Raw genomic sequence first — 13769 nt, 5'->3', positions numbered from 1 at the left:
CATGGGTAATGGAATATATGAACATTTTACGCCGGATGAACGGGATTTCGTGGATAAAGCAGCGGAATGGGTGGAACGTGCCGGGGAAAGGCATGACACCCGGCTGACGGATTTTTTGGATCCCAGGCAGATGTTTATACTGCAAACGCTAGTCAATCGGCGGACGGATGTCCAAGTGCGTTTTGACGGCGGATACGCGTCCGCCGAACGAAAGCGTGCTCTGATCGCCCCGGATTACCGCTACCTTGACGATGAAGATATGAATATGCAGGTGCTTAGCATTTCGTCCGATGACTCCAAAATTGCCGAATTGGAGCACGGCGACTACATGGGAGCTTTGCTCGGGCTTGGCATGAAACGCGGCAAAATCGGGGATATCCAAGTGCTGGAAGACGGGTGCCACGCTGTGGTAGCGTCGGAAACCAGCGCTTTTTTATCGCTGCAAATGAATCAGGTGCATCGTGTGCACGTATTTACCGAGCTGCTGCCGCTGGATCAATTGCGATGGTCGGAAACGAAGCTTGAGATTCTGGACATCACCGTTGCTTCTTTGCGGCTGGACGGCATTTGCGCGGACGTATACCGGATGAGCCGAAGCAAGGCGCTGCTCCCGATCAAAGCGGGTCGCTGCCGCGTGAACTGGAAAGTGGAAGAAGACCCGTCCAAGCTTCTCAACGCAGGGGATGTCGTTTCCGTTCGCGGATTTGGTCGGTTTAAGGTACTGGAACTGGATGGCATGACCAAAAAAGGACGCTGTCGCGTAAAAATCGGCAAATTTGCATAGCTCGTTGCAGGAAATCTCTTGTTCTTGTCGAAATAACTAAACTAAAGGTGAAATAAATATTTGGGGTTTCCGATAAACAATGAGGATGGATGGGATGCTGTATGGCCCTCCGGGTTCACCGTATCTCATTCCATGATGCAAACGTAGGAATCTTCCAAGAAGCCGGTTGCCTGGCTTCTTTGTAAGAAACCTATATATGCTGCAAACTTTCTCGGCACGAGAAGGAACTTTTACAGGAGGTGGACAGCTTGCCATTAACGCCGCTGGACATACACAACAAGGAATTCTCCCGACGGTTGCGCGGGTATGACGAGGATGAAGTCAACGAATTTCTTGATCAAGTCATCAAAGATTACGAAGGCGTCATCCGCGAAAACAAGGAACTGACCAATCAGTTGCTGTCCGTTCAGGAGAAGCTGGACCATTTTGCCACGATTGAGGAGACGCTTAGCAAAACGATCATTATCGCCCAGGAAGCAGCGGACGATGTGAAGAACAACGCCAAGAAGGAAGCTCAGCTGATCGTGAAGGAAGCGGAGAAAAACGCCGACCGAATCGTCAACGAGGCTTTGGCGAAATCGCGCAAAGTTTCCTTGGAAGTGGAAGAGCTGAAAAAGCAGGCATCCATTTACCGCGCCCGTTTCCGTACGCTGGTCGAGGCCCAATTGGAATTGTTGTCTCAGGACGGTTGGGAAGCGCTGGAGAGCCGGGAACAAGAAGTCCTTGAACGCGAACGGGAAATGAAGGAAATTTATTAAACGCCCGCCTGGTTGACTTTTACCGGTAAAGAGGCTATAACTATATTCATAATGAATAGTGATTCCATGACGGGTTCAGTACGTTATGATTGCATCCCTCAGAGAGTTGGCGTTTGGTGCAAGCCAATGGATGGGTTATAGCCGAATATCATCCCGGAGAAGCGACGCTGAAGCGGTTTAATGTATCCGTGCGTAAGCGAAGCCGTTAGCCGAACGTTATATCGGCACCCTGTATACTGAGCAGGGCATAAGTGCTGTTGATGACAAAGCATACCCAAGATATTTGGTTATGGTTTGTGATGAACAGAATTAGGGTGGTAACGCGAGCACAACCTCGTCCCTTTCCGGGACGGGGTTTTTTGGTGTTTAAAAAAGGCGAACGCCCATGAGGCCCGCAGGGACCTCAGGCAGAGAGCCCGCCGCCGATGGAGCGAAGCCATCGGCCAGAGCCTCCGCCAAGGCGAGCGTCCATGAGGCCCGCAGGGACCTCAGGCAGGGAGCCGACCGCCGATGGGGCGAAGTCATCGGCCAGCCCTCGCCAAGGCGAGCGCCCATGAGGCCCGCAGGGACCTCAGGCAGGGAGCCGACCGCCGATGGAGCGAAGCCATCGGCCAAAGGGCCCCGTCAAGGCGAGCGTCCATGAGGCCCGCAGGGACCTCAGGCAGGGAGCCCACCGCCGATGGAGCGAAGCCATCGGCCCAAAGGCCCCGCCAAGGCGAACGCCCATGAGGCCCGCAGGGACCTCAGGCAGAGAGCCCAGCGCCGATGGGGCGAAGCCATCGGCCAGCCCCCATGCGGCGAAGTCGAGGCCCTGGGGCGTTCCTGAAAAGGAACAGCCGCATAAGGGCCGACTCCCCGCACGCAGTATCACCCACGCGCCGCATGCTCGCCCCCGACAAACCATGCCGGGTGTCCAGAGGGCGGAGCGCCTATGGGGTCCCCCTTGGTAAGGGGGATTTAGGGGGATTGAAACGGTCCACAATTAACCAATGTCGAAAGGAAAGATATCATCATGCAAAGAGTTGACGTCAAAGAGAAGGCCCGCGCAAGAGAACTGCGCATGCTGAACAAATGGAAGGAAGAAAACACCTTCAAAAGATCGATCGAAAACCGCGAAGGGAAGCCGAATTTCGTTTTTTATGAAGGTCCGCCTACTGCAAACGGAAAGCCGCATATCGGACACGTGCTCGGGCGCGTCATCAAAGACTTTATCGGCCGTTACAATACGATGAAGGGATATCGCGTCGTGCGCAAAGCGGGCTGGGATACACATGGTTTGCCGGTGGAGCTGGGCGTGCAGAAGAAACTGGGCATCTCTCATAAATGGGAAATCGAAGATTATGGCGTGGAAAAGTTCATCAATGAATGCAAAGCCAGCGTTTTTGAATATGAGCAACAATGGAGAGACCTGACCGAAGGCATCGCCTACTGGACGGACATGGATAACCCTTATATCACGCTCGACAACAACTATATCGAAAGCGTGTGGAACATCCTTGCGACCATTCACGAGAAAGGGTTGCTGTATCGCGGTCATCGCGTAAGCCCGTATTGTCCTTCCTGTCAGACAACGCTGAGCTCCCATGAGGTTGCCCAAGGCTACAAGGATGTTAAAGACCTCAGTGCCACTGCCAAATTCAAGCTGGATGACAGCGGAGAATTTGTACTGGCATGGACGACAACGCCATGGACGCTGCCATCCCACGTTGCGCTTGCGGTGAATCCGGACATGGAATATTCCCGCGTAAGCCAGAATGGTGAAGTGTACATCATGGCGACTAACCTGGTCGAGAAAGTCATGAAAGACGCAAAAGGTGAATATGAAGTCATTGGCACACTGAAAGGTTCCGACCTGGTTGGCAAAACCTATGATCCTCCATTCAACTACATTAAAGCAGAGAAAACCAATATCATCCTGGGCGCAGGCTTCGTAACCGATGCAAGCGGTACAGGGATCGTACACATGGCGCCTGCCCACGGCGAGGACGACTATCGCGTTTGCCGCGAGAACGGCATCAGTTTTGTGAACATGGTTGATCTGGAGGGTAAATTCGTAGCTCAGGTTACTGATTTTGCCGGACGTTTCGTCAAAGATTGCGATGTGGACATCGTGAGATATCTGTCTGAAAAAGGACGCTTGTTCAGCAAAGAAAAATATGAGCACAGCTATCCATTCTGCTGGCGTTGCGATACACCTCTGCTGTACTACGCCATGGACAGCTGGTTTATCCAAACGACTGCGATCAGAGACCAATTGATCGCCAACAACAGTGAAGTGGAGTGGTATCCGGGTCACGTTCGCGAAGGACGTTTCGGCAAATTCCTCGAAGATCTGGTGGATTGGAACATCAGCCGTGACCGGTACTGGGGAACACCGCTGAACATCTGGGTGTGCGAGGAGACCGGCGAACAGTTTGCTCCGCACAGCATTGCCGAACTGCGTGCTCGCGCGATCGGGGATGTACCGGAAAACCTGGAATTGCACAAGCCTTACGTCGATGAAGTGAAGGTACTCAGCTCTTGCGGAAAATACGAAATGAAACGAACGCCGGAAGTGATCGACGTTTGGTTCGACAGCGGCTCCATGCCATTTGCGCAGCAGCATTATCCGTTTGAGAATCAAGATATCTTTGCGCAGCAGTTCCCTGCAGACATGATCTGCGAAGGGATCGACCAGACGCGCGGCTGGTTCTACAGCTTGCTGGCGGTTTCCACATTGCTGACAGGCAAAGCGCCATACAAAGCGGTTATGGCAACCGGACACGTGCTGGATGAGAATGGGCAAAAAATGTCCAAATCCAAGGGCAATGTCATCGATCCATGGGATGTCATCGAAGAGTTCGGTACCGATGCATTCCGTTGGGCCCTGCTCTCGGACAGCGCGCCATGGAACAGCAAACGTTTCTCCAAAGGCATCGTGGCGGAAGCCAAATCCAAAATGGTCGATACGTTGGTGAATACCCATGCATTCTTGACGCTGTATGCGACGATTGACGGATTCGATCCGCAAGAACATCCGTTCAAAGTGTCTGCCCACAATCTGGATCGCTGGATTCTGTCCAGATTGAACAGCCTGATCCTTGTTGTTGAAAAGGCGCTGAACGTTAACGATTATCTGAACTCCTCCAAAGCGATCGAAGCGTTTGTTGATGAGCTCAGCAACTGGTATATCCGCCGTTCCCGCGATCGTTTCTGGGGCAGCGGACTGACTGAGGATAAATTGGATGCATACCGCACGCTGACTGAGGTGCTCGTGACAACAGCCAAATTAGTGGCTCCATTTACGCCGATGCTGGCGGAAGACATCTATCTGAATTTGAGCAACGGCGAAAGCGTGCATATGGATGACTATCCGGCAGCGAACGAGTCTTTGATCGATTTGGAATTGGAACGGGATATGGAGACGGCTCGCCGGGTAGTTGAGTTGGCACGCAATGTGCGTAACGAGACCGGCGTGAAAACGCGTCAACCGTTGTCCGAGCTGATCGTTTCGCTGGACAAAGGCTTTAATCTCTCCGACTATGAGGACATCATCAAGGAAGAGATCAACGTAAAAACGATCCGGGCTGAGCATAACGACGCCGATTTCGTTGACTTCACGTTGAAGCTGAACCTGAAAGTAGCCGGCAAGAAATATGGCAAAAACGTTGGATTCTTGCAAAACCTGTTCAAAGGCATGACGCCGGATGAGACGCGCAAAGTGGTAACAGAGGGCCGATTCAATGTCGTTTCTCCGGATGGGGAAGAATTGCAAGTGACCGAAGAAGAGCTGCTGGTTGAAAAACAAGCCAAAACCGGCTTTGCTTCCGCTTCAGGATATGGCTTGACGGTTGCACTCAATACCGAAATCACGCCTGAGCTGGAACAGGAAGGCCTGGTTCGCGAAGTGGTGCGCGTGGTTCAGGATACACGCAAAAAACTCGATCTGCCGATCGAGAAAAGAGTGCGCCTGACGCTGGACGTCGATGCCGAATTGCAGGCAGCCATCGAAGCTTTCGATCATGTGCTGCGTGAAAACGTGCTCGTGACGGACGTGGTTTTTGGTTCCAGTGAGTCCATGGAACGTGTCGAAGCTGCCGGTAAAAACATCGGTGTAGCGATCGAGTAGTTGGAGTACCCGAACATATCATACGAAAAACATGCAAACGAGCCGCGGAGTCAGGGTTACCCTGTTTCCCGGCTCGTTTGATTTTAAGGCAAATGGGCAATGACTATATGGTGTACATTGCCATTATGGTATAAACCCCATACAGAAATGAGCGGAAATCATGACTGAACCAAAGAATAAACCGTCAACCGAAGCACAGGCGAAGACAACATCTTCCGTTCCGCCTGCATTGGACTCGAACGAACAAATAAAGGAGCTGTTCACCCTGACGAGCCGAATCGCTCAGGAACTGGAACGTTCCCGCATTTTGCAATATACGGAGCTGCTGTATCGCCCCTGGAAGCTGATTGGGCTTAATCTGTTATCCGGAGCTGCCAGAGGAGTGGGCATTGCGATCGGCTTTACTTTTTTTGCAGCGACGATCATTTATTTATTACAGATGCTTGGTGCATTGAACCTGCCAATCGTGGGGGATTATATAGCCGATATTGTTCGTATTGTTCAGCGTCAGCTTGAATTGAATACGTATTAGGAATTAACGGGCAGCCTCAATATAAATCATCGGAAAATTCGACATCCGGTTCAAGCAATCCTTCGCCTTCGCCTCGTTCAAGGTATTCCTTGTATTGCCGGTTGCGTACGATGGATACGTCATGTCCGTAAATATCGGTGGCCACAAAGCTTTCATAAGCTTCAACGCAGCCTTCGACTTCATCTGTAGCTTCGATCGACATCACATCATAGCTGTCGATGTCCGAGCCTTCGGCCATGGCCGGAGTATTGGATGTTCCCCAGCTCTCGACGATTTGCCATGCGTCTTCCCCATCGAAACCGTTTTGGTCCTCGCGCTCATCCAAACTTGTTCGGCCAAAGGGAGGTTCCAAAAATTGTTCTTCGACAGGTCGGTCGCTGGAGACATGGCCGGGTTGATGGTCGACGCAATACTGGGTATAAGGCACGGCTTGAAGACGCTCAAAGGAAATCGGCTGCCTGCAAACGACACAGATGCCGTATCTCCCTTCGTCCATGGATTGCAAAGCGGAAGCAATTCGTTCCACCTGAAATTCATCATGTTCCAGCAAGGAGATGTCTTTTGCACGTTCGTACATTTCTGTGCCTACGTCTCCCGGGTGATTATCGATGGGGGAAAGCTCGCCGGTCTGCAATTTCATTGAATCGCCTAGCCCATAATGTTCGTTCTCGGCAAGCCGATGTTCGATGTGCCGTTTCTCGGTGATCAGTTGGGTACGCAAGGAATGTAACTGTTCCGGTGATAGATGTGCCATGGTATTCCCCTTTCCGCAGCGATATGTTGAACCTGCTAAGCCGAATGTGTACTCCGTTGTAGGATGTGCCATTTCGGGCAGGAATACAGAAGGAAAATGTTATCCTTTTTGCCATGAAGCCGCCTTTCGCACGGGCCGTGGACGATTTCCAAACAGCTGTGCTACAATGGACAAGTCTGGCGCAAAGCCTGGTATCGTATGGAAAAGACAAGATCGGAGTGACAAAAAACGTGGTGTACTATATCCTCGCTTTTATCGTTTTTTTGGTGGATCAGGGCACAAAGTACCTGATCGCCACACAAATGACCATCGACGACGAAATTCCGGTCATCGGCAATTTCTTCGTTATTACCTCTCACCGCAATGCCGGCGCGGCGTTTGGCATTTTGCAAAACCAACGCTGGTTTTTTATCGTGGTGACCATTGTTGTAGTTGTTGCTCTGGTATGGTATTTGCAAAAAGTAAAAAACAGTCCGCACAAATTGCTGCCTGTAGCACTTAGTCTGGTGCTTGGGGGGGCGATCGGCAACTTCCTGGACCGGGCATTGACCGGTGAAGTCGTTGACTTTGTTCAGCTTAATTTTGGAAGTTATACGTTTCCCATCTTTAACATTGCCGACTCGGCCATATGTATCGGGGTGGCCTTGATCGTGCTTGAAACGCTGCTTGAAGGACGCAGAGAGAAAGCCGCTGCAAAGATTGAAGGGAATGAAACGCATGAGTAACCGTTTTGATGACGCAGCAAAAAGTCAGGAAGACGTCTCCGCTTTGGGAAAATACGGCCAGGAAGACGATCTTCTTCAAGGCAAAGAACGAATGGAATGGACTGTAGCTCCCGAGCATAAAAAGGAGCGCATTGACAAATATATTACGGAGTCGCTGGAGGACGTATCCCGCTCTCAAGTCCAATTGTGGATCGGCGATGGATTGGTTACGGTCAATGGCAGCGCGACGAAAGCGAATGCCAAGTTGTCCGAAGGCGACGTCGTGGTGCTTGAGATTCCGGAGCCTGCCGCGGTGGAGATTGCTGCCGAGGACATTCCGCTGGAAGTCGTATATGAAGACAGCGATGTCATCGTGGTCAACAAACCGCGCGGCCTCGTCGTTCATCCTGCACCCGGCCATCTGTCCGGGACGCTCGTGAACGCGTTGATGTACCACTGCAAGGACTTGTCAGGCATTAACGGCGAGCTTCGTCCCGGAATCGTGCATCGGATCGACAAAGACACATCGGGACTGCTCATGGCGGCCAAAAACGATCGTGCGCATGCTTCCCTGGCTGCACAGCTAAAGGAACACAGCGTAAATCGGCGTTACATTGCGCTTGTGCACGGCCATCTCAGCCACGATCAAGGCACGATTGATGCCCCGATTGGCCGTGATCCTCATGATCGGAAAATGTATACCGTCACGGAACGAAACAGCAAGCATGCAGTGACTCACTTCACTGTTACAGAGCGCATCAATGATTATACGTTGCTTGAACTGAAGCTGGAAACGGGACGTACGCATCAGATCCGGGTGCACATGAAATTCATCGGGCATCCGCTGGTCGGCGATCCGGTATACGGTCGCAACAAAGGTATTAAAATGCAAGGACAGGCATTGCATGCGGCAGTGCTTGGATTCGTGCATCCGACGAGCGGGGAATATATGGAATTCACGGCTCCGCTGCCGCAGGACATGGAGGATGTTCTCGCCTCATTGCGCAGCCGTTAGGGCGCTGAAAGTACAAATGTTCGGGTGTTTTGTCCATGGATAAGACCATGTAAATGCTTCATAGTGGAATAGAAACTTGCGTCAAAACGAGGAGATGAATATCGCTATGAGTATCGACAAATATCAAGAAACCTACATCCAGACCAACTTCGCTGACCGCATCGGTGGCGCTAACTATGGCAAAGACACGAACATCTATAAATTCGAAAAAATCAAACGCGCCAAAGCTTCCGCCAAAAAGGATTTTCCGGATGTTGAACTGATTGACCTCGGCGTTGGCGAGCCTGACGAGATGGCAGATGCAGGCATCGTTGCCGCATTGGCTGAAGAAGCAGCCAAACCGGAGAACCGCGGTTATGCAGACAACGGTATTCCTGAATTCAAGGAAGCCGCTGCGGCCTACCTGAAAAACGTTTTTAACGTGGACGGCATCGATGCCGCAACGGAAATCGTGCACTCGATCGGTTCCAAGCCGGCTTTGGCCATGATGCCTTCCTGCTTTATTAATCCTGGCGACGTGACCATCATGACGGTTCCGGGCTATCCGGTTATGGGTACACACACGAAGTACCTCGGGGGAGAAGTGTATAACGTTCAATTGACGAAAGAGAACAACTTCCTGCCTGACCTGTCCTCCATTCCGGAAGATATCGCTAAACGCGCGAAACTGCTTTACTTGAACTATCCAAACAATCCTACGGGTGCAGCCGCAACGGTTGAGTTTTTTACTGAAGTGGTCGAGTGGGCCAAAAAATACAGCGTTGTCGTCGTACATGATGCTCCGTATGCAGCATTGACTTACGACGGAAACAAACCGTTCAGCTTCCTGTCCGTACCTGGAGCGAAGGATGTTGGCGTGGAGCTGCATTCCTTGTCCAAATCCTACAACATGACAGGCTGGAGAATCGGGTTTGTGGCAGGCAATCCGCTTGTTGTCAAAGCGTTCAGCGACGTAAAAGACAACAACGATTCCGGTCAGTTCATCGCGATCCAAAAGGCTGCGGCCTATGGCTTGAGCCATCCGGAAATTACCGAGAAAATCGCGGAGAAATATTCCCGCCGTCACGATTTGCTCGTGTCCGCGTTGAACGAACTTGGCTTCAAAGCAGAGAAACCGAAAGGCTCCTTCTTCCTGTATGTCGAAGCTCCTAAGGGTGTTGTTGGCGGACGCCGTTTCGAATCCGGCGAGGATTTCTCCCAGTTCCTGATTCGCGAAAAACTGATTTCGTCGGTGCCTTGGGATGATGCCGGCAACTTCGTGCGTTTCTCGGTTACCTTCATCGCTCAAGGCGAAGAAGAAGAGAAGCGTGTCATTGCTGAAATCAAACGCCGCCTGAGCGACGTGCAGTTCGAATTTTAAAATGTCAAATCATTCGTTGATATGAAAAGAGACCGAAAAGGTCTCTTTTTTGTTTTGTCTCGCAATTTCTTAGTTTTGTCTTTACAAAAAGTACCAAGTGATTTATTATTTATTTTTCGTTTATTATTTGTGTAGTAAAATGAATGTTAATGGAGTTTTTTGGGAAGGGAGACGATGAGGTTGTTATCATCACGTCCAAATATTTCATCATCTGCAAGCAAAACGGACGAAAGCGTGGTGGCGGGGTATATCCGCCTGCTGCGCCCAAAGCAATGGACGAAAAATTTGCTGCTTTTTGCCGCTTTGGTTTTTTCTTTTGAGGAAATTCGAACAGAAACGGTCATCGCCACACTCGTCGGTTTTTTCCTGTTCAGTCTGGTGGCAGGCTGCGTATATATTTTGAACGATTACGTGGACCGCGAACGGGATCGCCAGCATCCCGTGAAAAGAAACCGCCCGATCGCATCGGGACAAGTGAGCCCCCGTCAGGCGCTTGGGTTTGGAATCGGGTTGCTGGTCTTGTCCGTAGGCTCGGCAATGATGTTAAACCCATTATTCGGCGTGTTGTGCATCGTCTATTTTGCGCTTAATGTATCGTATTCGTTTGTGCTCAAACATATAGTGATCATGGATGTCATGACGATTGCCGCCGGGTTTGTGCTGCGTGCGATTGCCGGGGGTGTGCTGATTCATGTTCCTTTTACGCCATGGTTTCTGATCTGTACGATGCTGTTGTCGCTATTTTTGGCTATCGGTAAACGGCGTCACGAACTCGTACTGCTGGAAGGCAATACGGGATCGCATCGTAAGGTTTTGGATCATTATTCTGTTACGCTGCTCGATCAATTCAACACGATTGTGACTACGGCGACCATTATCAGTTATTCGCTGTTTACGTTCACGTCCAACCGGACGATTCATTTGATGTGGACGATCCCGCTTGTCATTTACGGCATGTTCCGTTATCTATATTTGGTTCATATGAAGAACAAAGGCGGCTCTCCCGACCGTGTTTTGTTTGAGGATAAGCCTATATTGATCACCGTCATTCTGTATGTGGCTGCGGTTATCGTTATATTTTCCATTTTTGAATAACCATCCGTAACAAGGAGGAACAAGGTTGAGTTTGAAAAGCACGAAAATTGCCATTTTCGATATTGATAAAACGATTATACGCAGCGATTCCATGTTCCAGTTTGTAAGTTATGGCATTCGCCGTTTTCCGGCACTGGCGTTGCAGCTTCCGATGATCGGACTACATACCATGCTCTACAAAGCGGGATTGATGAAAGTGGAGCGGGTCAAGCGCTCTTATTTTAAAGGAATTGAACGGATGTCCGAGGCTGATCTGGAGCATTTCTTTGAAAGTCGGCTCCGCACAGCGATGTTTGCTGAGGCCAATATGGAGATGATGCAGCGCAAGAAAGAAGGGTACCATGTGCTGCTCGTGACGGCATCTCCCCATGCCTACATGAAGTATTTTCAGACCTTATCTTGGGTCGATCATGTGATCGGTACCGAACTTGCGCGCCGGCCCGATGGGACAGGGTACAAGTGTTCTATCGAGGGAAGCAATTGCAAGGGAGAAGAGAAAGTGCGCCGCATCCTGTCCTATCTGGAGGAACAAGGGATGACCATTGATTATGAACATTCATGCTCCTATTCTGATTCACTTTCAGACCTGCCCGTGATGAATTTGGTGGCTCGGCGATATTTCATCAACAGGAGCGTGCCAGATATGGAGGAACTATCATGGGGAAAATGACAGGACGCCATACAGGCAAAATGTTCATGCTGTTTTCGGCGTTCCTGACGGCAACGGGCCAGCTCTTCTGGAAGTGGGGGCTGGAGGAGTGGATCTACCTTGGGTTTGGATTCGCGTGTTACGGATTGGGAGCGGTGCTGATGATCAAGGCTTTCTCGCTGGAAAAACTGTCGGTCGCCTATCCCCTGATGTGTACGAGTTATGTATTCGCACTGCTGTACGGTCATTTTTTGCTGGGGGAGGACATTACGCTGCAGAAACTTGCTGCCGTCCTGCTGCTTGGAATCGGGGTGACGTTAACCAGTGTGGAACGATAGCTGGATGGCGGTTGTGCTTGTTGTCATGACGCTTTGCGGAGCGATTGGCGGAGCCGGGCTCAAAGCATACGCCGACAGTCGCAAACGGCTGCATGTGTTAGGAGGACTTGGATTTTACGGGGTGGGGGCGTTGCTTAACATTTTGCTGCTGCGCTTCCTTCCGCTGACCGTAGTTCTTCCGGCTAATGCGCTGACGTATGTATGGACACTCTTGATTGCCCGATGGGTTTTCAAAGAAAATGTAGGACCACTGCGCTGGGTGGGTGTCGCTTGCATCATGGGCGGGTTGTTCTTTTTGGTGTTTTAAAGACCAGACGAAAAAACAGGATGTGAAATAATGAATTTTCTGGATTACATATTTTCCGACCGCAGGGCGAACCGTGCAGCGCTTCTGTTATTTATTGGTTTTGCTCTTTTTTACGGACTGATCAACATTCCTTACGTCAATTATATGGCCGAAAATGCCGGACTTCTTGGAGATCGGAGCCCGTTTAACACAAGGGATTTTCCGCTGAACCTGTTCAATTTTGATCCATCCATGTATTACGGCATGAACAGTTCTTCCGTCATTCATCCGTTGATTTCTTACTTAACGGTTGTATTGGGGGGAGGCGCAGCGCTGCTGGGCGGCAATGGATTCTTTCTTGTGCTGCAGTCGCTTGTCAATGCTTTGTCCGTCATGCTTGTGTTTTTGTTCCTTGCCCGCAAAGGGAAGGAATTAACGGTTCCGCTGCTTGTAGCGCTGATGTTCGGATTCAGCTCGTACCTCATGTTTACTGCATTGATTCCGGATTCTTATCCGTATGTGCAGCTTTTCATCTTGATTTCGGTAGTTTACTTGCAATATTCTCGAGAGCGGGAAGAGGTTAGCTACTCCGCGAATGCAGCGATGGCTGCCGTCAATTTTGGCCTGACGTCCACCAATATCGTTCCTTTTGCGGCCAGTTTGTTCGTTAATATGCGAGCTTGGCGGAATCGAGGGAGCTTCAAAAAATACGTTGGCATCATGGTTTTGGCTGTCGGCATGATTGCCGCGCTGACCGTCATCCAGTACGTGGCATTCGGCGGACGGAGCTGGGTTAGCAACTGGCTGCTCGGTATCCAGAACGGGGGAACCAGCTATGCAACGCCATTCCAGTTTGCTGCACATTGGAAGGCGCTTGGGCTTCTGACCATCAACCCGATGCTGTCCCCGAAAGTTCATTTATTGGACCAGGGCATGATGGCGTTTGTATCGGATTTGTCCCGACCAACGCCTTTGTATTCCCTGTTCGTCGGCGTGTTCATTCTGGTGCTTGCGCTTGCAGGCTTTATCGCGGGCGTTCGGAAGAGAGAAGTGTGGACTCTGGTTCCGTACGTTTTGTTTGCATTTTTGCTGCACATCGTAGTGGGCTTTGGGCTTGCAGTATTCCAATACGATATGTACCTGTATGCAGGACATTACCTGTTTGCGTTTTTCTTGTTGGCCGGAGGATTCGTCATTGGTCTTCGTCCTGGCATAGGTAAATCCGCGCTTACCGTTTTGCTCGCCGTGTCCGTTCTGGTGATGGCCGCCAATAATGTGTACCGCCACTTCGAGACGTTGACGACGATTAAGCAATCTTACGAGCAGCTGGATTCAACTTCCGCGATGAACGAATTCATTTCGGCACCGAACCAATTGTGAAAAAAT

At 50.6% G+C, this 13769-nt stretch carries 13 protein-coding genes and 1 other annotated feature; of the genes, 12 read left to right on the top strand and 1 reads right to left on the bottom strand.

Annotation, left to right across the window (positions count from 1 at the left end; translation table 11 throughout):
- Position 1: 1 nt before the first annotated feature.
- The 4 genes from SNR34_RS21905 to SNR34_RS21890 all read left to right on the top strand — a co-directional run bounded on the left by SNR34_RS21905 (position 2) and on the right by SNR34_RS21890 (position 6182).
- Positions 2-784, top strand: a complete 783-nt coding sequence (locus SNR34_RS21905) for a YlmH family RNA-binding protein (protein ID WP_236416610.1) — start codon at positions 2-4, stop codon at positions 782-784.
- 248 nt (positions 785-1032) lie between these two features.
- Entirely contained in the window at positions 1033-1542 is a 510-nt protein-coding gene (locus tag SNR34_RS21900; RefSeq protein ID WP_236416609.1) for a DivIVA domain-containing protein, read from the top strand.
- A gap of 57 nt (positions 1543-1599) precedes the next feature.
- Positions 1600-1887 (top strand) — a binding site (T-box leader).
- A 667-nt stretch (positions 1888-2554) separates the two neighbouring features.
- On the top strand, positions 2555-5650 hold the full coding sequence (ileS, locus tag SNR34_RS21895) for an isoleucine--tRNA ligase (protein ID WP_343261707.1): 3096 nt from the start codon (positions 2555-2557) through the stop codon (positions 5648-5650).
- 160 nt (positions 5651-5810) lie between these two features.
- Positions 5811-6182: a DUF5665 domain-containing protein gene (locus SNR34_RS21890; protein WP_486180168.1), complete on the top strand. Its 372-nt coding sequence runs from the start codon at positions 5811-5813 to the stop codon at positions 6180-6182.
- Between the two features lie 16 nt (positions 6183-6198).
- Here the strand turns inward: SNR34_RS21890 and SNR34_RS21885 are convergent, their stop codons facing one another.
- Positions 6199-6936 (bottom strand): TraR/DksA C4-type zinc finger protein, encoded by a 738-nt coding sequence (locus SNR34_RS21885; RefSeq protein WP_236416605.1) that lies wholly within the window; start codon positions 6934-6936, stop codon positions 6199-6201.
- A 230-nt stretch (positions 6937-7166) separates the two neighbouring features.
- Here SNR34_RS21885 and lspA point away from each other — a divergent pair, with 230 nt between their 5' ends.
- The 8 genes from lspA (at position 7167) to SNR34_RS21845 (ending at position 13763) form a co-directional block, all read left to right on the top strand.
- Positions 7167-7661, top strand: coding sequence for a signal peptidase II (lspA, locus tag SNR34_RS21880; RefSeq protein ID WP_339273837.1), 495 nt, complete (start codon positions 7167-7169; stop codon positions 7659-7661).
- A gap of 91 nt (positions 7662-7752) precedes the next feature.
- Positions 7753-8655, top strand: a complete 903-nt coding sequence (locus SNR34_RS21875; RefSeq protein ID WP_236416740.1) for an RluA family pseudouridine synthase — start codon at positions 7753-7755, stop codon at positions 8653-8655.
- A 106-nt stretch (positions 8656-8761) separates the two neighbouring features.
- Positions 8762-10015: an LL-diaminopimelate aminotransferase gene (locus tag SNR34_RS21870; protein WP_339273836.1), complete on the top strand. Its 1254-nt coding sequence runs from the start codon at positions 8762-8764 to the stop codon at positions 10013-10015.
- A 201-nt stretch (positions 10016-10216) separates the two neighbouring features.
- Positions 10217-11110: a decaprenyl-phosphate phosphoribosyltransferase gene (locus SNR34_RS21865; protein WP_236416739.1), complete on the top strand. Its 894-nt coding sequence runs from the start codon at positions 10217-10219 to the stop codon at positions 11108-11110.
- A gap of 25 nt (positions 11111-11135) precedes the next feature.
- Positions 11136-11780, top strand: coding sequence for an HAD family hydrolase (locus tag SNR34_RS21860; RefSeq protein ID WP_339273835.1), 645 nt, complete (start codon positions 11136-11138; stop codon positions 11778-11780).
- Positions 11768-12097, top strand: coding sequence for an EamA family transporter (locus SNR34_RS21855; RefSeq protein ID WP_236416602.1), 330 nt, complete (start codon positions 11768-11770; stop codon positions 12095-12097). The genes SNR34_RS21860 and SNR34_RS21855 overlap by 13 nt, the downstream gene beginning before the upstream one ends.
- 4 nt (positions 12098-12101) lie before the next feature.
- Positions 12102-12404 (top strand): permease, encoded by a 303-nt coding sequence (locus SNR34_RS21850; protein ID WP_486180167.1) that lies wholly within the window; start codon positions 12102-12104, stop codon positions 12402-12404.
- Positions 12405-12434: 30 nt separating this feature from the next.
- On the top strand, positions 12435-13763 hold the full coding sequence (locus SNR34_RS21845) for a DUF6080 domain-containing protein (RefSeq protein WP_486180166.1): 1329 nt from the start codon (positions 12435-12437) through the stop codon (positions 13761-13763).
- The last annotated feature ends 6 nt before the right edge of the window (positions 13764-13769 follow it).

It is taken from the genome of Paenibacillus sp. XP01 (assembly GCF_057364885.1).
This window is presented reverse-complemented; position numbering and strand designations above follow the sequence as displayed.

Bases quoted from the DNA above. Each gene is read 5' to 3' on its own strand.
- SNR34_RS21890 (WP_486180168.1), top strand. From the start codon at position 5,811: ATGACTGAACCAAAGAATAAACCGTCAACCGAAGCACAGGCGAAGACA.
- ileS (WP_343261707.1), top strand. From the start codon at position 2,555: ATGCAAAGAGTTGACGTCAAAGAGAAGGCCCGCGCAAGAGAACTGCGC.
- SNR34_RS21875 (WP_236416740.1), top strand. From the start codon at position 7,753: ATGGAATGGACTGTAGCTCCCGAGCATAAAAAGGAGCGCATTGACAAA.
- SNR34_RS21845 (WP_486180166.1), top strand. From the start codon at position 12,435: ATGAATTTTCTGGATTACATATTTTCCGACCGCAGGGCGAACCGTGCA.
- SNR34_RS21885 (WP_236416605.1), bottom strand. From the start codon at position 6,936: ATGGCACATCTATCACCGGAACAGTTACATTCCTTGCGTACCCAACTG.
- SNR34_RS21850 (WP_486180167.1), top strand. From the start codon at position 12,102: ATGGCGGTTGTGCTTGTTGTCATGACGCTTTGCGGAGCGATTGGCGGA.
- SNR34_RS21905 (WP_236416610.1), top strand. From the start codon at position 2: ATGGGTAATGGAATATATGAACATTTTACGCCGGATGAACGGGATTTC.
- SNR34_RS21870 (WP_339273836.1), top strand. From the start codon at position 8,762: ATGAGTATCGACAAATATCAAGAAACCTACATCCAGACCAACTTCGCT.
- SNR34_RS21855 (WP_236416602.1), top strand. From the start codon at position 11,768: ATGGGGAAAATGACAGGACGCCATACAGGCAAAATGTTCATGCTGTTT.